This is a genomic window from Streptomyces sp. NPDC093510 (genome assembly GCF_040683555.1).
Classification (GTDB): Bacteria; Actinomycetota; Actinomycetes; order Streptomycetales; family Streptomycetaceae; genus Streptomyces.
This window is the reverse complement of record NZ_JBFBEE010000006.1, coordinates 278,853-305,161: the sequence shown is the minus strand read 5'-3', so window position 1 is coordinate 305,161 and position 26,309 is coordinate 278,853. Positions and strand designations below refer to the sequence as shown.

General features: G+C 71.3%; 23 protein-coding genes and 1 pseudogene. 8 read left to right on the top strand and 16 right to left on the bottom strand.

Features of this window, described 5'->3' with window-relative positions:
- A complete protein-coding gene (locus AB0N81_RS12500) occupies nt 1-1,218 on the top strand; it encodes an FUSC family protein (RefSeq protein ID WP_365357739.1) in 1,218 nt (405 codons plus the stop codon).
- A gap of 94 nt (nt 1,219-1,312) precedes the next feature.
- Nucleotides 1,313-1,549 (top strand): hypothetical protein, encoded by a 237-nt coding sequence (locus AB0N81_RS12495; protein WP_365357738.1) that lies wholly within the window; start codon nt 1,313-1,315, stop codon nt 1,547-1,549.
- A gap of 56 nt (nt 1,550-1,605) precedes the next feature.
- Here the strand turns inward: AB0N81_RS12495 and AB0N81_RS12490 are convergent, their stop codons facing one another.
- Nucleotides 1,606-2,784, bottom strand: coding sequence for a PP2C family protein-serine/threonine phosphatase (locus AB0N81_RS12490; RefSeq protein WP_365357737.1), 1,179 nt, complete (start codon nt 2,782-2,784; stop codon nt 1,606-1,608).
- Nucleotides 2,785-3,003: 219 nt separating this feature from the next.
- Here AB0N81_RS12490 and AB0N81_RS12485 point away from each other — a divergent pair, with 219 nt between their 5' ends.
- Nucleotides 3,004-3,303: a hypothetical protein gene (locus AB0N81_RS12485; protein WP_365357736.1), complete on the top strand. Its 300-nt coding sequence runs from the start codon at nt 3,004-3,006 to the stop codon at nt 3,301-3,303.
- 39 nt (nt 3,304-3,342) lie between these two features.
- A complete protein-coding gene (locus AB0N81_RS12480) occupies nt 3,343-3,708 on the top strand; it encodes a hypothetical protein (protein WP_365357735.1) in 366 nt (121 codons plus the stop codon).
- 100 nt (nt 3,709-3,808) lie between these two features.
- Here AB0N81_RS12480 and AB0N81_RS12475 read toward each other — a convergent pair whose 3' ends face one another.
- Nucleotides 3,809-4,276: an AraC family ligand binding domain-containing protein gene (locus tag AB0N81_RS12475; RefSeq protein ID WP_365357734.1), complete on the bottom strand. Its 468-nt coding sequence runs from the start codon at nt 4,274-4,276 to the stop codon at nt 3,809-3,811.
- A gap of 282 nt (nt 4,277-4,558) precedes the next feature.
- Nucleotides 4,559-5,182: an NAD(P)H:quinone oxidoreductase gene (gene wrbA, locus AB0N81_RS12470; protein WP_365357733.1), complete on the bottom strand. Its 624-nt coding sequence runs from the start codon at nt 5,180-5,182 to the stop codon at nt 4,559-4,561.
- Nucleotides 5,183-5,348: 166 nt separating this feature from the next.
- Here wrbA and sigJ (AB0N81_RS12465) point away from each other — a divergent pair, with 166 nt between their 5' ends.
- Nucleotides 5,349-6,314 (top strand): RNA polymerase sigma factor SigJ, encoded by a 966-nt coding sequence (gene sigJ, locus AB0N81_RS12465; protein WP_365357732.1) that lies wholly within the window; start codon nt 5,349-5,351, stop codon nt 6,312-6,314.
- A gap of 82 nt (nt 6,315-6,396) precedes the next feature.
- Here the strand turns inward: sigJ (AB0N81_RS12465) and AB0N81_RS12460 are convergent, their stop codons facing one another.
- Complete coding sequence (locus AB0N81_RS12460) at nt 6,397-7,467, bottom strand: methyltransferase (RefSeq protein WP_365357731.1); 1,071 nt, start codon at nt 7,465-7,467, stop codon at nt 6,397-6,399.
- A 59-nt stretch (nt 7,468-7,526) separates the two neighbouring features.
- Nucleotides 7,527-9,113 (bottom strand): class I adenylate-forming enzyme family protein, encoded by a 1,587-nt coding sequence (locus tag AB0N81_RS12455; protein ID WP_365357730.1) that lies wholly within the window; start codon nt 9,111-9,113, stop codon nt 7,527-7,529.
- Between the two features lie 514 nt (nt 9,114-9,627).
- Here AB0N81_RS12455 and sigJ (AB0N81_RS12450) point away from each other — a divergent pair.
- Nucleotides 9,628-10,572 (top strand): RNA polymerase sigma factor SigJ, encoded by a 945-nt coding sequence (gene sigJ, locus AB0N81_RS12450; RefSeq protein ID WP_365357729.1) that lies wholly within the window; start codon nt 9,628-9,630, stop codon nt 10,570-10,572.
- 225 nt (nt 10,573-10,797) lie between these two features.
- On the opposite strand, the gene AB0N81_RS12445 is transcribed toward sigJ (AB0N81_RS12450), so the two are convergent.
- From AB0N81_RS12445 to AB0N81_RS12415, 7 genes and pseudogenes are all read right to left on the bottom strand, one after another.
- Complete coding sequence (locus AB0N81_RS12445; RefSeq protein WP_365357728.1) at nt 10,798-11,181, bottom strand: nuclear transport factor 2 family protein; 384 nt, start codon at nt 11,179-11,181, stop codon at nt 10,798-10,800.
- A gap of 222 nt (nt 11,182-11,403) precedes the next feature.
- Nucleotides 11,404-12,930, bottom strand: a pseudogene (locus tag AB0N81_RS12440) (MFS transporter); the annotation flags it as partial.
- Nucleotides 12,931-13,087: 157 nt separating this feature from the next.
- Nucleotides 13,088-13,999, bottom strand: a complete 912-nt coding sequence (locus tag AB0N81_RS12435) for an aromatic prenyltransferase (RefSeq protein WP_365357727.1) — start codon at nt 13,997-13,999, stop codon at nt 13,088-13,090.
- Nucleotides 14,000-14,141: 142 nt separating this feature from the next.
- On the bottom strand, nt 14,142-15,086 hold the full coding sequence (gene sigJ, locus AB0N81_RS12430; protein ID WP_365357726.1) for an RNA polymerase sigma factor SigJ: 945 nt from the start codon (nt 15,084-15,086) through the stop codon (nt 14,142-14,144).
- Nucleotides 15,087-15,268: 182 nt separating this feature from the next.
- Nucleotides 15,269-15,721: a hypothetical protein gene (locus AB0N81_RS12425; RefSeq protein ID WP_365357725.1), complete on the bottom strand. Its 453-nt coding sequence runs from the start codon at nt 15,719-15,721 to the stop codon at nt 15,269-15,271.
- A gap of 130 nt (nt 15,722-15,851) precedes the next feature.
- On the bottom strand, nt 15,852-17,444 hold the full coding sequence (locus AB0N81_RS12420; protein ID WP_365357724.1) for a prenyltransferase/squalene oxidase repeat-containing protein: 1,593 nt from the start codon (nt 17,442-17,444) through the stop codon (nt 15,852-15,854).
- Between the two features lie 499 nt (nt 17,445-17,943).
- Complete coding sequence (locus tag AB0N81_RS12415) at nt 17,944-18,801, bottom strand: aromatic prenyltransferase (RefSeq protein ID WP_365357723.1); 858 nt, start codon at nt 18,799-18,801, stop codon at nt 17,944-17,946.
- 286 nt (nt 18,802-19,087) lie between these two features.
- Here AB0N81_RS12415 and AB0N81_RS12410 point away from each other — a divergent pair, with 286 nt between their 5' ends.
- Both AB0N81_RS12410 and AB0N81_RS12405 read left to right on the top strand, forming a co-directional pair.
- Nucleotides 19,088-20,143, top strand: coding sequence for an ArsR family transcriptional regulator (locus tag AB0N81_RS12410; RefSeq protein WP_365357722.1), 1,056 nt, complete (start codon nt 19,088-19,090; stop codon nt 20,141-20,143).
- 463 nt (nt 20,144-20,606) lie between these two features.
- Entirely contained in the window at nt 20,607-22,088 is a 1,482-nt protein-coding gene (locus AB0N81_RS12405) for a multicopper oxidase domain-containing protein (RefSeq protein ID WP_365357721.1), read from the top strand.
- A 103-nt stretch (nt 22,089-22,191) separates the two neighbouring features.
- Here the strand turns inward: AB0N81_RS12405 and AB0N81_RS12400 are convergent, their stop codons facing one another.
- The 4 genes from AB0N81_RS12400 to AB0N81_RS12385 form a co-directional block, all read right to left on the bottom strand.
- On the bottom strand, nt 22,192-23,286 hold the full coding sequence (locus AB0N81_RS12400) for a polyprenyl synthetase family protein (protein WP_365357720.1): 1,095 nt from the start codon (nt 23,284-23,286) through the stop codon (nt 22,192-22,194).
- Between the two features lie 485 nt (nt 23,287-23,771).
- Nucleotides 23,772-24,146 carry a DoxX family protein gene (locus tag AB0N81_RS12395; RefSeq protein WP_365357719.1) on the bottom strand — a complete coding sequence of 125 codons (375 nt, stop codon included), beginning with the start codon at nt 24,144-24,146 and terminating at the stop codon, nt 23,772-23,774.
- Nucleotides 24,147-24,276: 130 nt separating this feature from the next.
- Complete coding sequence (locus AB0N81_RS12390) at nt 24,277-25,179, bottom strand: aromatic prenyltransferase (protein WP_365357718.1); 903 nt, start codon at nt 25,177-25,179, stop codon at nt 24,277-24,279.
- A gap of 207 nt (nt 25,180-25,386) precedes the next feature.
- Nucleotides 25,387-26,304, bottom strand: a complete 918-nt coding sequence (locus AB0N81_RS12385; RefSeq protein ID WP_365357717.1) for an aromatic prenyltransferase — start codon at nt 26,302-26,304, stop codon at nt 25,387-25,389.
- Nucleotides 26,305-26,309: the final 5 nt, after the last annotated feature.

Here is a 26,309-nt window from a genome sequence, read left to right as displayed (position 1 = left end):
GTGAGCCGGATCTGGCGCGCGGTGGCGTGGGACGTACAGGCCGTGTGGAATTCCGCCCGGCGGGCGGTGACGGCGCCGGGGCCCGAGCGCGACACGACCGTGCAGTCGCTCAAGGCGGCCGGGGCCGGCGTGCTGGCCTGGGCGCTGGCCGGCTGGTGGTGGAGCGCCCCGATGGCGCTGCTGGCGCCGTGGACGGCGCTGTTCATCGTGCAGAGCACCGTCTACCGCTCGGTGCACTCCGCGCTGCAGCAGTTCGCGGTGGTGGTCACGGGCACCCTGCTGGCGGCGGGCGGCTCGATGCTGACGGGCAACAACTCGCTGGCCGCGATGGCGATCGTGCTGCCCGCGACGGTGCTGCTGAGCGGCTACGCCCGGTTCGGCACCCAGGGCGTCTACGCCCCCACGGCGGCCCTGTTCGTGCTGGCGTACGGCACGTACACGCCCTTGGACATCGTGCACCGGCTCTTCGAGACGGTGCTCGGCGCCGTCATCGGGATCGTGGTGAACGCCGCGGTGCTGCCGCCCGTCCACGGGCGGGACGTGCGGCATCTGCGGGCCCGGCTGGCCCAGGAGAGCGCCGATCTGCTGTACGCCGTCGCGGACGGTGTCGAGGAGGGCTTCGACAAGGAGCGGGCGGCGACCTGGCACGACCGGGCGCAGCGGCTGACCGACCTGGTGACGGACCTGCGCACGGCGCGGCGCTGGTCGCATGAGAGCTACCGCCTCAACCCGGGCCGCAAGCTGCGCCGCTCTGAGCCGCTGCTGCCCTCCTCGGACTGGGACTTCGCCTGGGACCGCATCACCGACCAGATCCGGCAGACGCTGCGGACGCTGGCCGAGACGAGCCAGGGCCGGCCGGCGCTGACCGATGTGCCCGACGAGGCGCGGGAGATCGGGACGGAGCTGCTGCGGGCGGCCGGTGACGTGTGCGCGCAGGACGACTACGCCGGTGCCTTGGCCGTGCGGGAGTCCGCGCGGGTCCCTGGCGCCGCGGCGGGCTGCGCGGACCGCGCGGCGGACCGGCATGCCGCCCTGCACCGGGCGCAGGAGGCGCACGGCCGGCTTGCCCGGCTGCTGACGGACGGCCGCCATCAGGTCACCCCGGCCCTGGGCGCTCTGACTGCGGACACCCAGCGGCTGCTGGGCGACCTGGCGGTCGTGGCGGACGGCCGGCCCTCGGGCGGAGCGGAGGACGAGGAGTCCCGCCAGGAGAACTGACCCCACGACACACGACCCCATGACCCCACGACCACACGGCCCACGCACAACCGACCGAGAACCAGCTGAGAACCGACCGGAAGGGATATCACTCATGCAGCACAGCCACCGCGACCACGACCACGACCACGGCCACGGCCCCGCGCAGACCGCGGCCGAAGAGGTCTTCCAGGAGGCCGAGGACGCCGAGACGCGGCCCGTGCCCGAGGACGACGAGCGCGAGCGCGCCAAGGACGGCGAGGCCGGCGACACCCTCACGCCCAGCCCCACCGCCCAGGAAGACATCCACCGGGGCGAGAACAACCAGCCGGGAGCCGGCGGAGAGGACTGAGCGGGAAGAGGGCCGAGGGGAGAGGCCGGGGGCTGTTGCGCCGCCCGGGCGGGCTGTCACCGCCCGGGCGGCTGCCACTCGAACATGAGGATGGTGGCGTCGTCGCGGAGCCGGTTGGGCTGGGAGTCCAGGATGGAGTGGATGAGCCGGCGCAGCGCCTCGGCCGCCACTTCTCCGGCTGCGGAGGCGCGGATGATCGAGTCGGCGAACCGTTCGAGTCCGAACTCGCTGCCGTCGGCCAGGCGGGCCTCGGTGACGCCGTCGGTGTACAGGAGCACGCGGTCGCCGGGTTCCAGTCTCGTCTCGTGCACCTGGCGGTCCGCGCTGCGAAAGGGGGTGGAGAGGCCCAGGGGCGGGTCGGGTTCGCGTTCCAGGGCCTTGTCGACGAGCCGGTTGTCGCGGATCAGCAGGGGCGGCGGGTGCCCGCAGTTGCTCCAGCGCAGCATCCCGCTGGCCAGGTCCAGGCGGGTGAGCACGCCCGTGCAGAACTGGTCGGGCAGCCACTGGGCCAGGGCCGCGTCCATGGTCTCCAGGAGTTCGGGCAGGTCCGATCCGGTGCGCCGGCCGTTGCGGCAGGCGGCCAGGGCGACCGCCGTGGTGAGGCCGGAGAGCAGGTTGTGGCCCATCGCGTCGACGATCGTGGCGTGCAGGGCCGTCCGGGTGAGGCAGTGGTCGAAGGCGTCGCCGCCGATCTCGTAGGCGGGCTCCAGGACGGCGGTCGAGACGACGTGGGTGTTGCCGATGGTGCGCGGCGGCAGGAAGGCGCGCAGCATCTCCGCGGGCAGGCGCATGGGTTCGGAGCGGGTGCGCTGGACCAGGGTGTCCTTGTAGGCCCGCTTCGAGGTGATCATCATGGCCAGGAGGGAGGCGAGTGCTCTGCTGCGCCGCAGCAGGGCGGGGTCCAGGCACGGGGCGTGGACGGCGACCACTCCCAGCCGTTCGGCGCCGTCCAGTAGGGGCAGCCAGGCGGTCATGCCTCCGGTGGGGGATTCCTCCACGCGCAGGGTCAGGGTGCGGTAGGCCCAGCCGGCCAGCGAGTTGTCCACGTCGGGGGCCGGTGCGTCGTCGCTCAGCGGGACCAGCCGGCGCTGCTGGAGGTCGGCGAGGTAGACCACGGCCTGGGGCACGCCCAGGGCCGTCGCGCACCGGGCGACCGCGGCGGCCAGGTCCAGTACGGCGTTGTCCGGGTCCGCGAGGAACTCCTCGAGACCACCGGGCGGCTTCGAGGTCGGCACGTCCTCTCCCTTCCGCAGCGGCTGCGCGACACGAGCAGTCTCACACCGCCGTGGCGTGCCTGCCCGGCGCCCGTGTCGCCGATCCGGCGCGGTTGGTCCACGGTGATCAGTACGAGTTGTCCTGCCCTGCGCGGGTACCTGCACCCCAGCTCCGGAAGAGACCGGCGGCCAAGGGGCCCCGGTGCCCGCCGGAGCCGAGCGGTGGAGAGGAGACACATCGTGAGCGAACAGGTACCGGCCTCCCCCGGCGCGGACGGCAGCACGCCGGTGCCCAGGGATCCGCCCGACCAGCAGGCCGATGCCGGGCAGGACCCCTGGGACCTGGAGGACAACAAGGACAAGGACAAGGACCAGAGCAAGGACCAGGCCCAGGACCAGGACCAGGGTCAGGACCGGGGCGGGGACGGGCCCAATGAGGACGTGCCCGACACGGACGAGGCCGGCACCGGCCGGCGCGGCAACGCCGCGGACCAGGCGGCCCCCTCCGGGCAGCCGGTGCCGGACGAGCCCTCCGGCTGAGGACACCAGCAGCACCACATGCGAGGAAAGGGAACGACGGTGAGCGATGCGGATGGACACCCGGCGCGGGTCACGGTGGAACTGAGCGGTGCGGCGGACGACGCCGGCAGCGTCTTCGAGGTCCTGGAGGCGGTCTACGCCTCGGACCGGGACGGTGGCCCCGCCCCCGCGGGGTCGCCGGGGCCGACCGTGTGGAGCGGCGTCTTCGACACCGCACGCCCGGCGGGCGGCGGACCGGGCGGCACGCCGTCGCTGAAGGGCCCGGTGACCGCCGGGGTGCAGGGCGGCTACGTCGCGGTCGACCAGGTCGTCACGGTGCTCTCGGCGGCCTTCACCGTCACCGAGGAAGGCTCCGCCTCGGGCGATCAGGAGAAGGATGTGAGCCTGCGTCTGGAGAGCAGGTGAGGTGAGCGCGCCCCCTGCTGTGATGAACCCTGGTGGCGGGTCGGCGGCCCTGCGCGAACGCGTGGGGCCGCCGGCCTGTGGGGCGGGGTGCCGGGGTGGTTCAGGGGCCGGTCAGTGGGGTGCCGCAGTGGGCGCAGTAGTGGGCCTCGCGGGTGGCGGCCAGGTGGCCGCACCGGGGGCAGACCCGTTCCAGCAGGCAGGCGGGCTCCCCGGCGGCTGTCTCGGGGCCGGGGCGGCGGTGGGCGGTGGTGTAGGTCAGTCCCCGCTGGCCCGCGCGCAGGGAGTGCGGGGTGTGGGCGGGCAGCCAGGCCAGGGCTCCGGGGGCGAGTTCGCGTACCGCGTGGGGCAGGTGGAGTGTGCCGCTGCCGGCCAGCACGGTGAGCAGGATCCCGTACGTGTTCTCGGTGGGCTCGCCGAGGTCCGCGGCGGGCGCCAGCCGTACGACGACGGCGTCCAGGTCACGTCCGGCGCCGCCCAGCGTCCACACGACGCTGATCTGCCCCGGCTTCTCGGCGGTGGGGTGCGGGGGGTCGACGAAGAGCGGGCCGGTGGGGGCGGGCTCGGTCATGGAACGTCCTCGGCGGGCGGCGGTGCGGTCCCGGGCCGGCGCCGGGGCCGGGGCGCGGGGCCGGTGTCCTTCGCAGTGTGCGGCAGCCGGCTCGTCCGGCGCGAGGCCGGGGTCCTGGAGGGGGCAATCCCTCCGGGGGACGCGCTCGACGCGAGGGGAAGAATCGTGAGCGGGCCCCCGGAGGGATCGTCTGTGCGGCCGGGCGGCCGGTGGGCGGCCGGTGGGCGGCCGGTGGGCGGCCGGTGGGCGGCCGGTGGTCCGGTCCGGGGTGGGGCGGATGGGTCAGTCGGTGGGGCGGCCGTTCTTGAGGGCCTGGGCCACCTCGACCACCCGCTGGGCCTGGTAGGCCGCCGCCTGGAGGGTGACCTCGCTGGGCGCCGACGGGCTGACCGGGCCCCCCACCACGTGGGAGGTGCCGTAGGGGTTGCCGGTCTGGAACTGCACCGGGTCGGTGTAGCCGGGCGGCACGATCACCCCGCCCCAGTGGTAGAAGGTGTTGGCCAGCGCCAGGATCGTCGACTCCTGCCCGCCGTGGGCGGTGTTGCTGGAGGTGAACGCCGAGTACACCTTGCCCGCCAGCTGCCCCTGCGCCCACAGCGGACCCGTGGTCTCTATGAAGGCCCGCAGCTGGCTGGCCGGGTTGCCGAACCGGGTGGGGGTGCCCCACAGCACCGCGTCCGCCCACACCAGGTCCTCGTGTACGGGCTCGGGGATGTCCGCGTGGTCTGTGCGGTACTGCTCCCAGGCCGGGTTGGAGGCCACCGCCGCCGCCGGCGCGGTCTCGGCCACCCGGCGCACCCGCACCTGGGCGCCCGCCTTCTCCGCTCCCTCGGCCGCCGCATGCGCCAGCGCATGCACATTGCCCAGCGAACTGTAGTAAATGATCGCGACGTTCACAGATGTCACAGCGGATCCCTTTGCTCGTGCGGCTTGTTGCGGTGCTCCGGCGGGCATCCGGCGCTGCCCGGGGCGGAGTTGATCTCCCTGAGTACGACGACGCAGGCCCTTGTAATGTGAGGCGGTGTTCGGGGGCGCGGCCGCGGGGAGCAGGGGTAAGGGAGTTGGCGACACCATGAGCATGCAGCCTGATGCAGGGGATGCCGTCTTCGGCGCGGGGGCGGGCGCGGGAGAGGGAGCGGGGGCGGGGGCGGGGGCGGGCGGTGTTCTGCGGGAGCGGCCCCGGCTGATCAATCTCGCCTACCGGTTCCTGGGGTCGCTGGCCGATGCCGAGGACGTGGTGCAGGAGACGTACATGCGCTGGTACGCCATGTCCGCGCAGCAGCAGGCGGCCATCGTCTCCCCCGGCGGCTGGCTGACGAAGGTCGCCAGCCGTATCTGCCTGGATCTGCTGGGCTCGGCCAGGGCGCGGCGGGAGAAGTATGTGGGCGAGTGGCTTCCGGAGCCGCTGCCCGATCGCGCGGAGTGGGGCGGCGGGCGCTCGGAGGGCACCGCCGATCCGGCCGACCGGGTCACTCTGGACGAGTCGGTCGGCATGGCCTTCCTCGTGGTGCTGGAGGCGATGACTCCGGCCGAGCGCGTCGCGTTCATCCTGCACGATGTGTTCCGCTATCCGTTCAGCGACATCGGCGAGATCGTGGGCCGTTCTCCGGCGGCCTGCCGTCAGCTGGCCACCTCCGCCCGGCGCCGGGTGCGCGCGCACCAGTCCGGCGCGACGGACACCGACCGGCGCGCCGGTGTGGTCGGCGCCTTCAAGCAGGCGTGGGAGAGCCAGGACATCAAGGCCCTCATCGGGCTTCTCGATCCCGAGGTCAGCGTCGTCTCCGACGGCGGCGGTCTGGTCCGCACGCGGCTGGAGCCGGTGGTGGGCAGTGCGGAGGTCGTGCAGTCCCTGCTCGTCATCTCGGCGCGGGCCCCGGGTGCGACGATCCTGGAGCGCAGTGTCAACGGCCAGCCGGGCCTGGTCGTTGAGCACGAGGGCGTCATCATGGCCGTGATGGCCTTCGACGTCGTCGGGGACCGCATCCAGCACATCTGGGGCGTGCGCAACCCGGAGAAGCTGCGGCTCTGGGCGTCCTGAGCGGGTGCGGCCCGGCGCCGGAGGCCCTCTCGGGTCTCCGGCGCCGGGCTGCGGCCATGTCCGGCCGGCAGGGCTCAGCCGTTCACGCGATCTTCGTCGCGGACAGGATGGCCTGGACGGGGATGACGTCGCGCGGGATCTCCGAGGCGTCCTTGGTGATCGCCTTGGTCACCTTGAACCCGCTCTCCTCCAGCCAGCTCTGATACACCGACAGCTTCTGCGGGCCGCCCTGGCCCATGGCCGCGCCGATGAAGAAGGCCGGGAAGAAGTCGACGTTGTAGTTGTCGGTGTCCTTGATGTTCTCGGGGTACACCGGCACCAGGATGTGGACCGTCCCGCCGACCTCGAGGGAGGCGTTGACGCCTCCCAGGATCTTGAGGACGTCGTCCTTGTCGAACATGTCCAGGAAGTGCTTGATCAGTACGGTGTCGAAGCCCTTGGGGATCTCGTCGAAGACGTTGCCGCCGATGAACGACAGGTGCTCCTCGAGGCCGTGGCTGCGGAAGTTGGCCAGCGCCTCCTGCTCCTTGTCGGGCAGGTCGAAGGTGGTCACCCGCAGGCCGGGGGACTCCTTGTGCTTGAAGGTGTGGATCGCGCCCAGACCGGTGTTGCCGGCCAGGTCCAGGACGCGGGCGCCGTCGGGCACCTCGACGTTGGCGAAGAACCACGGGTCGATGTTGGAGGTGACGGTGTTCATCAGCTTGAGCCAGGCGTCGTTCAGATCCTGGTGGTCGGCCACCGCGTCGTACAGGGTGCCCTCGGCGCCGTAGAGCTCCTTCAGGCCGACGATGGTGCGGCTCTGCACGCTCTCGGTGAGGTAGAAGAGCTGCCGCAGCGCCGTGACCTTGATCAGGTTCATGTAGCGCAGGGCGCGCTTGAGGTCGCTCTCGGCGACGTCGGCGAGCGCGTCCAGGGAGTAGCCGGCGGAGTCCTCGTCGTAGGCGACGAAGCCCTCCTTGACCATCAGGAAGAGCAGCTGCTCCACGGCGTCGGGCTTGGCGCCCACGGCCTCGCCGAGCTCGCCGGCGCTCAGGCCCGGGTGCTCGCGGAGCTTGTCGACGATGCCGAGCTCGAAGACGGACAGCAGGGTCATGAACCGCGAGGGACCCACCATGTATTCACGGAAGCGTGCGAGCGTGGCGTCTGACGTCATTACGAAGTTCCTTTTCGGGTCGGTTGGTTCCGTCGCTGGGGCGGTCGGCTGATCGCGGGTCATGTCCGGTCGGCGGGCTGTTTCGAGAACCGGTCGGCCAGGGCGAGGCGCTGGACTTTCAGCGTGGCGGTGCGGGGCAGTTCGGCCTGGGGGATCTGGACGGGGTCGGCGAGCTGGGGGAAGGCGGCGACGGCCGCTTTCCAGCGGGCGGGGTCCAGCGGCTTGTCCTCGACGGTGCAGATGACCGGCACCGGCTCGGCGTCGGGGCCCGGCACCACGACCAGTTCGGTCAGTTCGGGCAGCCGGCCAAGGACGACGTCCTCGATCTCCAGGGAGCTGCGCACCCCGGCGATCATGTCGACCTCGCGGTCGAGCATGTGCAGGCAGCCGAAGCGGGTGCGGTAGCCGACATCGCCGGTGCGCCACCAGTGGCCGTCGCGGTTGGTGTCGTAGCGGTCCTGCTCGGCGAAGTAGGCCGGCGCCAGGCCGTCCCAGGCCACCTCGATGAAACCGGGGTTCTCCTCGGAGGGTGTCTGCCCGCCCCGGCTGACCACCCGTATCTTGGCCGCGCCCAGCGGCATGGGCCAGCCCACGCAGCGTCCGTTGGCCTTGTGCGCGGAGTGGCGGAAGTAGGCGCGGCCCACCGCCGGGCCCACCTCGCTCTGCCCGTAGATCTGGAAGAACAGGGCGCCGCGCCGGTCGGAGGCCTTCAGCAGCCGGCTCATCGTGCCGGGGTGGATCGCGTCGAAGGTGCTGCTGAACACCTTCACCGACCCGAACGGCGCCCGCGGGTCGGCGGCCAGGTGCTCCCACTCCATCAGCGAGTTGGGCAGCGCCTCGATGAGGACCGGGCGGTGGGCGAGCAGCTGTTCGGCGACGGCCGCCGGGTCCGCCTCGCGCATCAGCAGGACGGGGAACTCCTTGAGCAGGGCCAGGGACATCGCCGCGACCATGCGCGAGTGCACGAAGGGGACGTGGATGGCCACCGTCTCCTTCTTCCGCATCAAGGACAGCAGCCGCCACTGCGGGAGCAGCCGCACGCCCTGGGTGCGGGGCGTGTGCACCACCAGCTTGGGAATCCCCGTGGTGCCCGAGGTGTGGGTGATGACGGCGGCCTCGTCGATCGGCCGCACCACCGGCCTGACCCGCGGCGATCCGGCCAGATCGGCCAGCGAGAGGGCGCCGGGCCGCTGCCCGCTCACCACGATGACCCGCTCGGTCAGCTCCGCCAGCGCCACCGGGGCCAGCACATCGAGCTTGGCCTGGTCGGTGAGCAGGCTCGGCCGGCCCAGCCGCTGCATCAGCACCGCCACCGTCGCGGCGTCCAGCGCCGGCGACAGGTTCACCACGATCGCCCCGATCCGGGAGACCGCCGCGGCCAGCATCCAGTGGTCGGCGTTGGCGTTCTTGTAGAGCACCACGTGCTCGTCGGGGCGCACCCCGGCCGCCCACAGCCGGGCCGCCAGATCATCGACATGCTCGGCGTACTGCGCCACCGTCAGGCGCCGCCCCGCCGTGGGCAGCACGTCCAGGTCGTGGTCCAGGGTGATCGGCGTGGCGGGGTTGACGGCCGCGGCCATCTCCGGCAGCAGACCGATGTGCAGACCGCGCTTCTGTATGGATCTGTAGGCTGTAGAGCCCTTCATAGGGAATGTCTCCTTCGGGGCACGCTGCGAGGTCAGCGGCGCGCCGTGCGAAGTCCGCGGCGGGACCTGCCGGCGCCGTCTGACGGACAACTCTTCGAGAACTGCTCGGACTTCGGGGAATTCGGGTCCACGACGGCGGGGATGCCGAATGGGCCGCTCCCGGTGGACTTGGGGGCGGCCGGGCGGGGTTGAGGGTCTCGGGCGCCAGCCGTGAAGGAGGTGCCGCTGCCGCGAAGGGGGGCAGGGGCGCGGCCCCCGGCCGGGTCAGGCGGCGGGTGGGGCCGTCAGCAACTCGCTGCCGCGCGAAGGGTTTTGGGCAGGAAAGACGTGCGGAAACAGTGACACGGCCGACACCTTCACGCCAAGAACCTCCGGAAGTGACGTGGGTCACCCCGTCGGGGGGTGTGGGGGCCGGGGGGCCGGGGGCCGTGCGGCGGTGCCCGCGCCTCACAGCCGGGGGTGCTGTCTCGTCATATCCAGTGACGGCAGCCGCGACCCGAGGAGACGCCGACCCATGAGCGCCCGTTCCCCGCAGGGAGACGACCGGCTGGACCCGAACCTGGACGCGATCATGAGCGAGCGGCGTCAGCTGATCAACCTCGCCTACCGGCTGCTGGGTTCGCTGGCCGACGCCGAGGACGTCGTGCAGGAGACCTATGTGCGCTGGTATGCCATGACGCCCGCGCAGCAGGAGGCCATCGTCTCCCCCGGCGGCTGGCTGACGAAGGTCGCCAGCCGTATCTGCCTGGATCTGCTGGGCTCGGCCAGGGCGCGGCGGGAGAAGTATGTGGGCGAGTGGATCCCCGAGCCGCTGCCCGATCGCATGGAGTGGGACAGCGGGCGCTCGCAGGGCACCGCCGATCCGGCCGAGCGGGTCACCCTGGACGAGTCGATCAACATGGCGTTCCTCGTCGTCCTGGAATCGCTCAGTCCGGCCGAACGCGTGGCGTTCATCCTGCACGACGTCTTCCGTTATCCCTTCACCGACATCGCCGACATCGTCGGGCGCACCCCGGTCGCCTGCCGTCAGCTGGCCTCCACCGCCCGCCGCCGTATCCGCGGCTCGCAGGTGCCGGGCAGGTCGAGCGGCCGGCAGGCCGCCGTCATCCGCAACTTCAAGCAGGCCTGGGAGGCCAAGGACATCGCCGCCCTGATCGGGCTGCTCGATCCCGGCGCCCTGTCGGCCGCCGACAGCGGCGGGCTCGTCGAGGCCGGCTCGCACTCCGTACGGGGTCCCGCGCAGATCGCGCGGGGTCTGGTCGCCCTGGTGCGCAGGCTGCCCGACCTGACGATCCTGGAGCGGATGGTCAACGGCCAGCCGGGGCTGGTGGTCCAGCAGGACGGTGTCACCGTGACGGTCGTGGCCTTCGAGGTGGCCGCCGAGCGGGTCACGCGGATCTGGGCGGTGCGCAATCCCGACAAGCTCCAGCCGTGGCGGGCGGGCCCGCAGGAGGACTGACCGGTCGGGCGTGGCCCGGGGGGGGGCGCCGCGGGTGCCCGGACACGCAAGGCCCCGCACGCCGCGGGGACATGGGGGCGTGGGGGCGTGGGGGCGCTGTGACCACGGCGCCGTCCCGTGCGGCGGCGGGCGGGCGCAGCCGCTCCGGTGCGCGAGGGCGGGCGGGGCGGCCGCGGCGGGCCGGCTCGCCGCTGCCGGAGCGGCTGTCTCGCGGTGGCCGGGGTCTCAGCCCTGGGGCGCGCCGGCGGGGATCAGGTAGGTCTCGATGCGGCTGACCAGGTCGCCGCGGAAGATGACGTAGTCGGAGAAGAGAAGCTCCAGCTGTCCGCCGTCGGGCTGCGGGACCTGGATGGTGCCGCTGACGGCGAGCGTGTCGCCCTCCTCGATGATGCGCTCGATCTTGTGGGTGGGGACCTGCGTGCCGGCATCCTTGTGCATGATGCCGTCCCTGTTGTCGATCATGGCAAGGAGCACCTGCTTGCCCTGGAGGGCGGGCTGGCCCTTCTTCTCAAAAACGAAGTCATCGGTCACCAGGGCCAGGAGCTTCTCGCGCTCGCCGCGCTGGAGGTATTCGGCGTACTGCTTGAGGGTTTCCTTGTGATTAGTCATGCCAAAGACATTGGCAGGGCCGTCTCGACCGGCACTGGAGCCACGGCAGAATAACGCCGCCCCTGCCCGCGGCATGGTGTGCCCGATACCGAAGGCGCCGGAATGGGGCCGCGGATGACGAAATGCAGAAGGGCGGCCCCGATCTTTCGGGGCCGCCCTTTTTGGTGCGCTTTTGGTGCGCTTTTGGTGTGCGGAGTGCGCGTCAGACCTTTGCGGTGTGCCTCAGACCCGGTCTGCCGCCAGCGGCTCGGAGGGCTCCTTGGCGCCGTCGCCGTCCTCGGGTGTCGGCAGCGGGCCGCTGCGCAGCATCAGGGCGGTGACGACGGCGCCGAAGACCAGGGCGCAGGCGGCCCACAGGAACACCACCGCATAGCCCTCCAGCGCGGCCTGGTGGAGCTGGCCCAGGGACGGCTTGCCCTTGACGTTGTCGCTCAGCCAGTCGGCGGTCGTGCTGGTGGCGATCGTGCTGAACAGCGCGGTGCCCACGGCGCCGCCGAGCTGCTGGCCGACGTTGACGGCGGCCGAGGCGACGCCGGCGTCCTTGGCCTCCACCCCGGAGGTGCCGGTGTTGGCCGCCGCGGAGTAGATCAGGCCCATGCCGATGCCGACCACGACGAGCGGGCCGAGCAGGGCCGACACGTAGGTGGAGTCCACCTCGATGAAGTACAGCCAGGCCAGGCCGATCGCGCTGATCACCAGGCCGCTGGGGATCATGGGACGGGGGCCGAGCTTGGGCACCAGCCGCGCGCCCGCCACGGCGGTCACCATGATGGTGCACACGACCATCGGCAGCATGGCCGAGCCGGTCTTGACCGCCGAGTAGCCCAGGATGGTCTGCATGTAGAAGACCAGGAACAGCAGCAGGCTGAAGAAGCCGGCCCCCACGAACAGCGTGGTGAGGTAGGCGGCACCGCGGTTGCGGTCGGCGACCACCCGGGGCGGCAGCAGCGGGTTGGCGGCGCGTGTCTGCCAGGCCCAGAAGGCGCTCAGCAGCACGACGCCGGCCACCAGGAAGCCCCACGTGGAGATTCCGCTCCAGCCGTCCTCGGCGTTGGCGAAGCCGTAGACCAGGCAGAACAGGCCGGCGGATGCGGCGACCATGCCGGGGACGTCCATCTGGGCGCCCTGCTTGGGCTGCTTGGTCAGCAGGGCCGCGCTGCCGATGAAGGCGACGCCGGCGAAGAGCAGGTTGATGTACATGCACCAGCGCCAGTCGAGGCCGGACGTCAGCGCACCGCCGATGATCAGGCCCATGCTGCCGCCGATGGCCATGACGCCGCCGACCGCGCCGAAGGCCTTGCCGCGCTCGTTGGGGCTGGTGAAGGTGGTGGCCACCACCGACATGCAGGCCGGTGACAGCAGCGCGGCGAAGACGCCCTGCAGGACCCGGGCCGCCACCAGCAGGCCGAAGCTGTTCGCGGCGCCGCCCAGGGCGGAGGCGACCGCGAAGCCGATCAGCGCGAAGAGAACGGCCTGCTTGCGGCCCATCACGTCGGTCAGCCGTCCGCAGAACAGCAGCAGGCTGCCCATCGGCAGCGCGTACCCGGTGACGATCCACTGCCGGTCGCCGTCCGAGAAGCCCAGGTCTGCTTGCGCGTCGGGAAGTGCGACGTTCATCACGGCCAGGTCAAGACCGATCATGAGGTAAGCACAACAGACGGCGGCGAGGATGAGCCACCGTTTGGGGTCCGCAGCCTTCCCTGAGCCCGGCCCAGCCGTGGAAGCTGCGCTCTGTGTTGCCATGATCTTCTCCTCGTTCCGGTTCTCGAACTCTCAAGGCCTCACTGCTACGACGACGCAGCGCCCGGCTTTGTGAGGTCGCGGCACGCCCCGGGGAGGAACGCCGTGTCGCGCCGAGGGCCGGGGCCGTCCGGCCGGGCCGCCGCCGGGGCGGGCGGGCGGCTGTTCAGCTGTCCTGGTCCTCGGCGATGTCGGACTCCAGCATCGGGTTCAGCCAGGGCTTGAACCGGTAGTACGACTGGATCTTGTAGATCTCCTCGCCGGTCGATGACGCGGCGGCGTAGTAGAAGAACTTGTCGTCGGCGGCGCGGTGGCGGATTCCGGTCAGGAACTTCTCGATCTCCGGTTCCATCGGAACGGGCAGGTCCGCGGGGCTCTGGGCCACGATGGAGAAGGAGAACCGCTCGATCCTGGAGGACTCCCAGCCCAGGGTGGCGTAGGCGCCGATGGCCCGTTCGCTCAGGGTGAGCAGCTGCTCGCTGGGTTGGGGCAGCTGCAGGTCGTCGAAGATGGACCGGACGGCGTCCTTGTCGGTGGGCAGCCCGTTGAAGTACAGGTTCACCGTGCGGTGCCGGTAGTCGATCGAGAGGGTGGGGATCTGCTTGCCGTCCATGCCGTGCCGGGTGAAGAAGTCGCGGTTGGCGGCCACGCTGGGCGCCATGGAGGGCAGGTCCAGCAGCGCGGACAGGCGCAGCCAGCCGTCGGCGGGGAAGGCCACGTACATCTTCTTCAGGCCGCCGGCGACGCCGAAGTCGACGCCGAAGAAGTTGACGTCGTGCCGCTCGGCGACTTCCTGGAGCAGGGTGGACACGGGGTGGTCGGTGCGCTCCAGCAGGCCGTGCTCCAAGGCGACGGCGTAGGGGCTGACGTCGCCGGGGGGCACCGTGAAGCGCCAGTCGACGTCATTGGAATAGCGCTTTCCGGTGCCCATCCTGAAGGCGATCGACGAGTTGGGAATCGCGTCCTGGTATGCGGTCAGGATCGACTGCACCTTGTCGTGCGCGTACGGCACCTCGAAAAGACGGGCCGATTCTTCAATGGCCGCGTAGAGCTCTGTCAATTCACTGGTCTGGGACATGTATCCTCCGCGGGTCCGTATGGTCCATGGGCGGACCTGATTATGGGGCGGGCAGCTGGAGTTCGGGTTGAGGGTGCGGGCGTGCGGGAATGCGGGGCGCGCTCGTGTGGCGGCGGGTATTTGCCGCGGGCGCGCCGCCCGGTCAGTCCTGCGGTTCCCTGCGCCATTCCCGCAGTTTCTCGGGATTGCGCATGACCCACATGTGGGTGATGCGGTCGTCGGTCGCCTCCATCGCCAGGACGGTGACGATGACGCCTTTCTGCTCGATCACCAGGCCGGGGCGGCCGTTGACCATCCGTTCCACGATGGCCAGGTCGGGCAGCCTGCCCAGCAGGGCGACCAGGCCGTGGGCGATGGGCTCGGGGCCCTCGATGGAGCGGGCGCCGGCCTCGACCAGGCCGCCGGTGTCGGCGACGGAGACGGCGCTGGGGTCCAGGAAGCCGATGAGGGCGGCGATGTCCTTGGCCTCCCAGGCCTGTTTGAAGTTGCGTACGACGTCGGCCTGTTGGCGGCTGGGCCGGCTGGGCACGTGGGTGTCGCGGATGCGGCGGCGGGCCGAGGTGGCCAGCTGGCGGCAGGAGCCGGGGGTGCGGCCGACGATGTCGGCGATGTCGTTGAAGGGGTAGCGGAAGACGTCGTGCAGGATGAACGCGACGCGTTCGGCCGGGGTGAGCGATTCCAGGACGACGAGGAAGGCCATGTTGACCGACTCGTCCAGGGTGATCCGGTCGGCGGGGTCACTCGCGGTGCCCGTGGGGCGCACGGTGGTCCATTCCATGCGGTCGGGCACGGGTTCGGGGATCCATTCGCCCACGTAGCTCTCGCGGCGCATCCGCGCGGAGCCGAGCAGGTCCAGGCAGATGCGGCTGGCGGCCTTGGTCAGCCAGGCGCCCGGGGAGACGATGGCCTCCTGCTGGGCGGGCGTCATGGCGTACCAGCGCACGTAGGTCTCCTGCACGACGTCCTCGGCGTCGGCCAGTGAACCCAGCAGCCGGTAGGCGAGGTTGATCAGCCGGCGCCGCTCGTTCATGATCGCGTTCAGGCTCGGGTCGAGCTGGTCGTCGTCCTGCGGGGGTCGGCTGCTCATGGTGGGGGGTCTCCTCGGGTTCGCATCTGGCGTCACTGGTTACGACGAGACAGCGCACCCGGCTGTGAGCAGGCGTTGCGCGGGGCGGGGCCGGCGGGCGCAACGGCGAAAGGCGGCCGCGGGGCAAGGTGCCGCCGCGGCCGCCGGAAGGTGTGCCGGTGCCCTTGTGCCCGTCGGCGGGTTCAGGCGGGGGTGGCGGTGTCCTGCGTGCGGAGCATGAAGGCGCGCATGACCAGTCCCATCTCCATGCCGCACAGGGCCACGCCGAGGGTGACGTGCGCGGCCAGCGAGCTCTCCAGGCCCAGGAAGGTCTGGGTGAAGGTGAACAGCAGGATGCCGATGGTCGCCTTGAGCGGCCACGTCAGCCAGCGGTTGCGGCGCCACAGCAGGACGGCGGCCACGACCTGCAGGAGCACCACGAGTTCGAAGATGTAGGCGTTGGCGCCGTGCGGGTCGATCGAGTCGACGTCGCCGTTGAGCAGCATCCCGGCCAGCAGGCCTTGCACCAGGGTCTCAAGGCAGGCGATGGCCGCCACGACCCGCAGCAGCGTGACCAAGCCACGACCGTCCACCACCCGGGCCGTCGTGACCGCCCCGGCCTGGGAGGGCGCACCCTTGGAAGAGGTGTCGTGCATCGAAGTCCCCATTTCTTTCCGTTGCTTGGCCATACAGCACACGTGCTCGGCCATTCATCACACTTGACTGACGATGCGGCTCTCTGGTTTGTGAGGTCTCCCGCGGCGCCAGGTGGTGTCCCGGTCTTGATCAGGCGGTGGTGGCGGCCACCACGCGGTTGAGGGCGGTCAGGACGTGCACGTCGGCAAGGACGGGGAAGTCGAAGGGCAGCGGGCGCGGGCCCACCTGGTCGGGGGTGGAGGTGAATCCGCCGTCCGCGTGCTGGCGGCTCTCCAGGAAGGCCAGCGCTCCGGCCAGGTCGGCGTCGGGGGCGTGCCGTACGAGGGTGGCCAGGGCCTGGGCGGTGGAGAGCACGTCGCTGTCCTTGCCCGGGGTGTGGCCCCAGCCGCCGTCGCCGCCCTGGGCCTTGGCCAGGTAGGCCAGGGCGCGGTCGGTGCAGGCGGCGGCGCGTTCGCGCAGCTCGCTCTCGGAGTCGGGCACCTGGGCCAGGGCGTCCAGGACGCGCAGGATGACGCTGGGCAGGCTCAGGGTCCAGCTGGGGTCGAAGCTGCCGTCCTCGTCCTGGGCGTCGATGAGCACCTGGACGGCGGGGCGCAGCAGGTGGGCGTGGCTCTCCCAGGGCAGGGCGATGACGGCGCCCGCGGTCATGTCCAGGTCCCAGGGGTGGCCGCGCAGGTAGGTGGGGAAGCCGCCTTCTTCGTTGGCGCGGGCGCGCAGGTAGGACTCGCCGCCCTGGATGCTGTGGCGGAAGCGGCCGGCGTCGAGCATCCGCAGGAGTTCCACGCAGCGGGCGGTGTCGTCGACGTCGGTCTGGGTGGTGGTCTCGTTGTAGCCCCAGCCGCCGTCGGCCTGCTGGCGCGAGGCGATGTACTCCCCCATCCGGGCGGCCAGGCGCGCGTGTCCGGGGGCGGGGGCCAGTGCGACGCCGGCCAGGGCGGTCACGAAGACCTCCTGTCCGTCGATGAAGGGCACGCCGCCGTCCGGGCCGCGCAGCTGGACCAGCGTCTCGATGCCCTCGCGCATCAGGTCGCAGCCGGGCCGGTAGGTGTGCAGGGCGTGCAGGGCCACCAGGTGGGCCAGGGCGTTTCCTTCCCACACCTGCCGGGCGGGGAAGGCGGCCAGGCGGCGCACCAGCAGGTTCTGGTGCTCGAGGAGTTCTTGCTGGTGGGTGGCGTCGGCGGCGGCGGGTGCGGGGGTGCCCCAGCCGGCGTGCGCGTGCAGGATGGTGGCCGCGCACAGGGTCAGCTCCGTCCACACCGCCTGGGGGCGCGGGCCGATGTCGCGCGGGTCGGGGCGTGCGCCGTCCGAGAGGAGTCCGCACAGGCCCAGGATGGTGTCCAGCAGCAGCCGCTTGCGGGCGCCGGTGCCGTGCCGGGACTTGCCCAGGCCCTTGAGTACGGCGTTGGCGTCGCAGGGCCGGCCCAGCAGCGCGTCGACGACCACGCCTTCCAGGGCGCCCTTGGGGCGGGCCTGCTGGAGGTAGTCCTGCAGTTCCTTCTGGGCCCGGGGCAGCGCGCGTTCCTTGCGCAGCAGGAGCAGCAGCAGCGCGGATTCGATGATCCGGCCGGCGCACCGGTCCTTGAGGGCGCCCTCGCCGTCCACCTGCACGGCCAGGTGGCGTGCCACACGGTTGCGCATCGCCTCGGCCCCTAAGTGCTGCCCCTGGCCGGCCGCCGGGCGGGGCGCGGAGCCGGCTGGGGAGTCAACCAGACGATCACTCATGCTCAGTTTCCTTTCGAAGGTCCCATCGCACGGGGGCTGCCCATGCGGTGGCCCGTGCCGGGGTGCCGGGCACAGAGGGGAAGGGCGGGGTGGCGCGGGCGCCGAAGAGGGCCCGGGGCGCCCGGGATGCGGGCCGCCGACACCGGGTGACGGGGTGTCAGGTGGGGTGCGGGCAGGCCGGGTTGCCCGGCCTTGCGCCCAGGGCGCAGCACCGGGCGGAGGCCGCTCGGCGGCCGGCTCGGGCGGGCCGCGCCTGAGGTGGGGAGAGAAAAAAAGCGCCGAGCGTGGTGGGAGGGGAACCTCAACCACCGCTCAGCGCAATGTGGGCAGGGAAAGCGTGCCGACAGTGTGACACGGTCGGCTGGGCGGGGACAAGGGCGTCCTGGAGGCGAGCGGGCACTGGCGCACGGCGGGGCGCGGCGGGCACCGGCGGCCGGTGCCGCGGGCCGCTCCCGCGCTCCGGCGCCCCTTGGGGTGCGGGCGCCGGAGCGGGGCCGGGTCAGCTCGCGGGGCGCACCCGGTCGTGCGCGGCGGAGACCATCTGGTGGTAGGTGGCGAGCTTGTAGTACTCCTTGCCGGGCGCCAGCGCGCCGGCGTAGACCAGGACCCGCTCGCCGTCGTAGGTGTAGGGGGCGTTCCTGGCGAGTTTCTCCAGGCGCGGTTCGATGTGCGGGGCCAGGGCCGCCGGGTCGGTGGTGCGCAGGGAGAAGCAGATCCGCTCGACCCTCGGGGAGTCCCAGGCGAAGGTGGGATACAGCGCGCCCGAGGCCCCGGCGAAGTCCAGCATCTGCTCGCTGGGCTCGGGCAGGCCGAAGTCGCGCAGCATCGCGCGGACGGTGCCGCGCTCCAGGTGCTGGGCGGAGAGCGCGTTGAAGTACACGTTCCAGGTGCGGCGCGCGTAGTCCACGGCCAGGGCCGACACCTTGGCGTCCAGGCCGTACCTGGTGAAGGTGTCCAGGTGGGCGGCCAGGCCCGGCGGCATGGCGGGGATGCCGGCGAGGTGGGCCAGGCTCTGCAGGTCGCCCATGGCGAAGAAGGCGTAGGTCTTGTTGAAGTGGCCGCCGATCCCGTAGTCCACGCCGTAGGAGTGCACGGGAAGGCGCTCCTGGACCTGGGAGAACAGGGCGCGCACCGGGTGGTGCGTCTCTTGGACCAGGTGGTGGGCGAGGGCGTGTTCGTAGGGGTCGCCGGCGGACAGGGGCGTGGTGAAGTCGAAGGAGAGGCCGCCGCCGGCCACCGTGTTGAAGACGACCGGTGAGACGATCAGGTCCTCGAAGGCGGTCAGGGCGGGCCACATCCGCTCGCGCGAGCAGGCGGTGTCCACCAGCCCGGCCGCTTCCTCCACCGCCAGGTACAAACTTTCAATATCGGCTTTTCCAGACATCGAGCCCCCCGAGTGTGTGGCGTGAAACGGTGCGTCCGCCGCGCGGCCCGCGCTGGCTGTCATGCACCGTTGTGGCTCAATATCGTTGCCGTGACCCGCTGCCAGGTCAAGGAACGCTGAACTGCCCCTGGGGATGCACTCTTGCGGCGCTCGAGCGGAATCCGATGGACCGCACAGAGGCTGGACTTCCCCCCACCAGGTCTCGTGCACGCCCTCGTGCGCCCCCTGGAATCGGACAGATGAGAGAAGGACCTTGTCGATGGCAGTCACACAGTCCGGGGCCGCAGAAGGCCCGCAGGCGTCCGCGTCCGCCGAGGCGACGAGCGAGCTGCTCGAACTCTCCCTGGGCTACATGTACTCGGCGGCGCTGAACAGCGCCGCGCGCTTCGGGATCGCCGATCACCTGGTGGACGGTCCCCGCACGGCCGGGGAACTCGCCGAGGCGGTGGGGGTCAACGCCTCGCACCTCTACCGGATCCTGCGCTACCTGGCCACCAAGGAGGTCTTCCGCGAGGACGAGGCGGGCCGCTTCCACCTCACCCCGCGCGCCCAGCCGCTGCGTTCGGACTCCGAGCGTTCGCTGCGCGAGTACATCACGGTGTGCGGCGAGGCCCCCTTCTGGGAGCCGGCGGGCCGGCTGCACGAGGCCGTGCGCACCGGCACGACCGCCTTCGAGGGGCAGTACGGCAGCTCCTTCTACAACTATGTCGCCACCCACCCCGACTTCGGGCAGGCCTTCAACTCCGCCATGGCGTCGGTCTCCGAGGCCATGAGCGACGACATCGCCGATGCCTGCGACTTCTCCCAGGCCAAGACGCTGGTGGATGTGGGCGGCGGGCAGGGCGGGCTGCTGCGCTCCATCCTGCGGCGCAACCCGCAGCTGACGGGCACCCTGTTCGACCTGGAGAACGTGGTGGCCGGGCACGTCCTGGACACCCCGGACCTGGCGGGCCGCTGGCACACCGAGGCCGGGGACTTCTTCGTCTCGGTGCCCGCGGGCGCCGACGTCTACTTCCTCAAGCAGGTGCTGGCCAGCTGGCCCGACGAGCAGTGTCTGAGCATCCTGCGCACCTGCCGCAGCGCCATGCCCGCGCACGGCCGGCTCCTGGTCGCCAACCCCATGATCCCCGCGGGCAACGAGCCGCACCCCGGCAAGACGGTGGACATGATGATGATGACGGTCCTCAACGGGCGCAACCGCACCCGCGCGGAGTACGAGGAGCTGCTGACGGCCACCGGCTTTGAGGTCACGCGCTTCCTGGAGCCCTCGCCGCACGCCTCCGTGGTCGAGGCGGTCCTGACCGCCGAGTCCTGAGAGAGCCGGGGCCAGGGACAGCCAAGGCCCCAGGCAGCCGGGGCCCGAGAGGGCCGGAATCCCGGCCGGCGCCGCCCGCCGGCCGGTGTTCCCCGGCGCCCGGCCGGGCCCCTACCACCACCCGCCGCCACCGTGCCGGCCTGCGGGCGCAGAGGGCCCGGCCGCAAGGAGGGCCCTGCCGGCCCGCCCGGATTCCCGCCCCGCACCGACCACCGGAGGCCGGGGGCCGGCACCACGCCTGTGTCCGGGGCGAGTTGATTCTGACGCGCACGGCCGCCCCCTTTTCTTCGCGGCCGTGCGGCGCGGCCGGGCACCGCACGCCGCTTCGCCACCCGCCGCTTCGCCGGCCCCGCCGCGCGCCCCGCGCCCCGGCGGGGCCGGCCCCACCCAGTACGGCCATTCACGTCGCGGGCCACGCCCTTGTGCGCCCGCCCCTTCGCAAGCACTCCTCGGGGGAAGAAACATGATCCAGCGCAGAACCGTCCTCAAGACGGGCGCCGCTTTGACCGGTGCCATCGGCAGCGCCGGCCTGCTGGTGCCGGCCATGGCCGACACCGCACCCGCCCAGGCCGCCGACCTGGACCCCACCACCATCCCGCAGTTCGAGCAGGCGATGCCGCTGCCCAAGGTGCTCCAGCCCAGCTCGGTGTCCAGCACGACCAGCTACTACCGGATCACCATGAAGGAGGCGGACGCGCAGATCCTGCCCGGCCGCCTGACCCGGGTGCGCACCTTCAACGGGAGCTTTCCCGGCCCCCTGATCAAGGCGGTCTCCGGGCGGCGCGTGGTGGTCCAGCAGACCAACCAGCTGAGCGTGCCCACCTCGGTCCACCTGCACGGCGCGCACGTGCCCGAGAGCAGCGACGGCGCCCCCATGGACCTGGTCGCGGCCGGCGGCGGCACCAAGACCTACACCTACCCCAACAGCCAGCCGCACGCGAACATGTGGTTCCACGACCACGCCCACCACTACGAGTCGGAGACCGTCTACCGCGGGCTGACCGGCTTCTACCTGCTCACCGACACCGTGGAGCAGAAGCTGAACCTGCCCACCGGCGCCTATGACGTGCCGATCGCGCTGAGCGACGCGCGCTTCGACGACAGCGGCCAGCTCGTGTACGCCATGGGTGACCGCATGCGCCGGGTGCTGCTGGCCAACGGCAAGCCCTGGCCCTACTTCCAGGTCGCCGCCCGCAAGTACCGCCTGCGGCTGTACAACACGTCCAACATGCGCTTCTACACGCTCAAGCTGTCCGACGGCTCGGCGATGCAGCAGATCGGCTCGGACGGCGGGCTGCTGGAGAAGCCGGTGGAGGTGACCTCGGTGCCGCTGTCGCCCGGCGAGCGCGCCGACCTGGTCGTGGACTTCTCCCGGTATCCGGCCGGCACCCGGCTCATCCTGGAGAACACCGCGGCCCGCTATCCCGACGATCCCGCCGAGCAGATCGGCAAGGTCCTGCAGTTCCGGGTGGGCGCGCCGGTCGCCGACTCCAGCACCGTGCCCGCCACGCTGCGCACGCTGCCCGCGCTGGGCACCGCCACGGTCAACCGCAGCTTCGAGCTGAGCATGGACGAGAGCGGGGCCAGCGCCGACTCGTTCATCAACGGCAAGGCCTACGACATGGACCGGGTCGACACCGAGGTCGAGTACGGGGCCACGGAGATCTGGACCGTGCGCAACACCAACACCCGTGTCCCGCACAACTTCCACATGCACCTGGTGCAGTTCCGGGTGCTGGAGCGCGGCGGCAAGCCCGTCACCTCCGGGCCCGAGAGCGGGCTGAAGGACACCGTCTCCCTGATGCCCGGTGAGACGGTCAAGCTGCAGGCGACGTTCACCGGCTACGAGGGCACCTACGTGTACCACTGCCACATGTTCGACCACGCGGCGATGGGCATGATGGCCAACTTCCGGGTCACCAAGACCCCGAGCGCCCGCCGCTGAGCGGACAAACAAAAAAAGGCGGTCCTGGAAGACCAGGACCGCCGGGTCGAAGGGCCCCTCGCGGTGGCTGGTGCACCGCGGGGGGGCCTGCTGGTGTGCGGGGTCAGGAGGTGCGCTGGGTCGCGCTGACGGCCATGGCGCGCAGCCGCTGTTTGGCGTAGTCGCCGGCGCTGCTGTTCTCCAGGGCGGCCAGGGCGCGGTCGGTGCGGGCGGTGATGTCGCGTTCGACGTGGGCCACGGCGCCGACGTCGGTGATGATGGCGCGCATCGTGGCGAGTTCCTCGAGGCTGAGGTCGGTGCCGATCCTGGTGCGCAGGAACTTCGCGGCGTCCGGGTCGCGTTCGTCGGCGTACTGCAGCGCGGCCGCGAACAGCACCGTGCGTTTGCCCTGGATGAGGTCGCCGCCGGAGGGCTTGCCGGTGGTGTCCGGGGCGCCGAACACGCCCAGCAGGTCGTCGCGCAGCTGGAAGGCGATGCCGATGTCCAGGCCGAACGCCCGGTAGGCGGCGATGAGTTCGTCGTCCGCGCCGGCGATCGCGGCGCCGATGTGCAGCGGGCGTTCCACCGTGTAGGAGGCGGTCTTGTAGTGGTCGACCAGCAGCGGGGTCTCGATGTCCTCGGCGGCGCCGGCCTCGGCGCTCAGGTCCAGGAGCTGTCCGCACAGCACCTCGGTGCGCAGCGCCGACCAGACGGGCGAGATCCGCTGCTGGGCGGGTGCGGGCAGCCCGCCGGTGCGGATCATGTCATCGGCCCAGCCCTGGGCGAGGTCGCCGATCAGGATGGCGGCGCCGGTGCCGTACAGGTCCGCGTCGCCGCTCAGGCACTGCGCGCGGTGCCGGTCGGCGAACATGACGTGGGCGGCGGGCGCGCCCCGGCGGGTGGGGGCGGCGTCGATGACGTCGTCGTGGATCAGGGCGGAGGCGTGCAGGAGTTCCAGGGCGGCGCAGGTGCGCAGGACGGCCGGGGCGCCGGGGTCCTCGGGCCGGCCGCCGGCGCCGAGCCAGCCGAGCCAGGCGAAGGTGGGCCGCACGCGTTTGCCGCCGCGCAGCACATAGCTCTCCAGCTCGGCGACGGCGCCGGCGTAGGCCGGGCTGATCGCCTTCGCCTCGGCGCGGCGGCCGGCGAAGAACTCCTTGAGTGCGGCATCGAAGACGTCGGTGCCCGGGTCCGCCCCGGGACGGGGTCGGGTACTGGTCATGCTGTCCCTTCTGTGCGAGGACGGAGCGTTGGCGTGCGGAGCGCACCGAGGTGACGCGGGTCACCTCACATTTCAACGGCCTGTTTCGTCGTAAGGAGAAGAGATCGGAAATTCCGGGTCGGGCTCCATCCCCCGGCAGCCCGATCCGGAATTTGCGATCTCCGCTTCTTGGCCTCTGCGGCTGAGAATGCCGCGCAGGCTTTGCGCGGCCCGTCCCGATGCACCGGCTTCTTTTACCAAAATGGGGCCGGTGCGGCGTGCGGTGCGATGTCACCGCGGCCATCCGTGACAGCCCTGAGCCGGGCCCATGCCGTACTGTCCGGCTCCCCCGCCCTGCTGCGGCGGCCCGGCTCAGGGCATTTGTTTTTCCCGTAAAAAAGGGGTCCGGTCGTTCGGGCCCGTATACGCCGAACCGGCCCTGTCGGGCCGGCACCGGGAATCCCGGCGCCGGCCCGACAGGGCCGGTTCGCTCAAGTGGTGTCGGTTCAGAAGGAGTGGGGGCCGAAGCGGCCCCACACCACGAAGAGGGACACGCCCAGCAGGACCGCGTTGACCACGATTCCCTCGATCTCCTGGCGCCGCAGGTGGGTGATGGCGGCGCCGATCATGAGGGCCGCCAGGCCCAGGGCGGCCACCGGCACCATCACCGGTGCGATGTCGAGCACCGCGGGCAGGATCAGGCCCACGCCGGCCAGCATCTCCAGGGCGCCGATGGTCTTGACGGTGTTGCCGCTGAAGTCCTCCACCCAGCCGAAGCCGGAGGCGGCCAGCTTCTCGGTGGGCTGGGCGACTTTCATGGCACCGCCGGCCAGGCAGGCTGCGCCCAGCACCGAGGCGACGATCCATAGTGCGATGTTCACGAGAGTTCTCCTTGCAGGATTTCGGCCGGTATGCGGATCCCCACCCAGGGGCAGGCGGGTCGGTCGGGCAGGGTCTCAACTGCAGGGATTCCAGCGGGACTTCACCGCGCCGGGGCGGCGAAGGGCGCCGTCATCCGTTGCCGGTCACCAGCAGAGTGTTCTCCACCTGAGAATGCCACTTGTAGTACGACTGGAGCTTGTGGTACTCCCCCGTGGGCGCCGAGGTGATCGCGTAGACGAACTGGCGGTCCTCGGTGCTGTAGGGCGCCTTGTTCACGTAGTGCTCGATCTTCTCTTCGATGCGCACGGGCAGCGCCGTGGGGTCGGGGGTCATGGCGGCGATGGTGATCCGCTCGACCTTCGCGGACTCCCAGCTCAGCGTGGCGTAGATGCCAAAGGCCCGGGCGCCGAAGCCGAGCAGGCGCTCGCTGGGGGCGGGCAGTCCGGCATCGCGCAGGATCGCGGTGATGCCCTCGGGCTCGAAGGTGGCCGCGGGGGCCGCGCCGAAGTACAGGTTCAGCGACTTGTGCGGATAGTCGATCCCCACCAGGCTCACCCGGTCGGCCAGGTCGTAGCGGGTGAAGAAGTCGAGGTTCTCCGCGGCGGAGGCCGGCATCGACTCCAGGCGGACCAGCTCGGACAGCGACTGGAGGCTGTCGGTGGGAAAGAAGGACCAGGTCTTCTTGAAGCCGCCGACGACACCGAAGTCGATACCGCCGCTTTCGACGGGGAATTCCCGGCAGAGTTCTTCCAGGAGGCTGCCCACCGGGTGATCCGTCGGCGCGGTCAGGCCGTTGGCCAGTGCCACGGCATAGGGGTCGAGGCCCTTGGGAAGCATGGTGAAGCGGCAGTCGAAATCTCCCGCGTTGCGCTCCCCCGTCGCCACCCTGAAGGCGATGACGGCCTGCGCGAGCGTATCTTCGAACGCGGTCAGGATCGGCCAGACCGTGTCCCGTGCGCAGGGCACGTCCACGAGCCGGGAAGATTCCTCGATGACCGAGTAGAGCCCTGACAGGTCGGTGTTCTTCGACATACCTCTCCACATTTAATTGTTGGCGCGGTTTTCATCAGGCAGATCGGGGCAGGCATCGGGAGGGACGTGTGTGATCGCCGGATTCGGCGCCCGCACTCCCCCGTCCGTCTGCAGCCGTTGATCATGTCCGGGCTCGGGGGACCATCATCGCTCGCGCCCGCTCGAGACTGGCTCGAGCCGGGCGGCGGCCGCGACGTGGGCCGATGCTCAGGCCGGTTTCTGGGTGAGCTCCTGCAACAGCTTGCGCATCAGCGGCGAGAGCCGGATGTAGGGGCCGAGGTTCACATAGGCCCCCTGGGGTGTCCACTTGGCGGCCGCGATGACGATGGGCCGCCCGGCGTAGGTGCGCCGGGCCCGGTGGATGAAGTCGTGGATCGCCGGGGCCAGGGGCCGGGGCAGGGCCGCGGGGTCGAAGCCGCGGACCGGGGTATGGGCGTAGCAGATCCGCTCGATGGCCAGGGAGTCCCAGCTGAGGGTGACATAGACGCGGAACGCTTTTTGGGCGAAGTCCCGCATCGCCCCGTCGGGTTCGGGCAGGCCGATCGCGCGGTGCAGTGAACGGAGGTTGCTCGCCTGGCGAAAGGCGTCGGCGAGGTGGGCGAAGTACAGGTTCACCGTCTTGCGCCGGTAGTCGATGCCCACCATCGCCACCTCGTTCAGGTGGTGGCGTGCGAAGAGCGCCGCGTGGTGGGCCAGCGAGCGCGGCATGGAGGGCAGCTCCGCTAGTGCGGAGGCCTCCTGCGTGTCGAAGGGGAAGTGGGCGTAGATCTTGCTGAAGCCGCCGACGACTCCGCTGTCGATGAAGTGCTCGCTGACGGGGATGCGGTTTCTGAGGTCGCTGAGCAGGCCGGCCGCGGGGTGGTGTGCGCTGTGCGGGATGAAGCCGCCGGCCAGGGCGAGGGCGTAGGGGTCGCTGCCGCCCGGGGGCACCGTGATGGTGTAGTCGAGGTCGGCCGGGGGGTGGGTGTCGCTGGACACGCTCAGGACGATCCCGGCGTCGGCGAGGTCGTCGCCGAAGGCGGTCAGGACCGGCCACAGCTGCTCGCGTGAGCAGGGCACTCCCACCTGCCGGGCTGATTCCTCGATGGCCGAGTACACCTCTTGGACCACAGCGATATCGGGCATGGCTC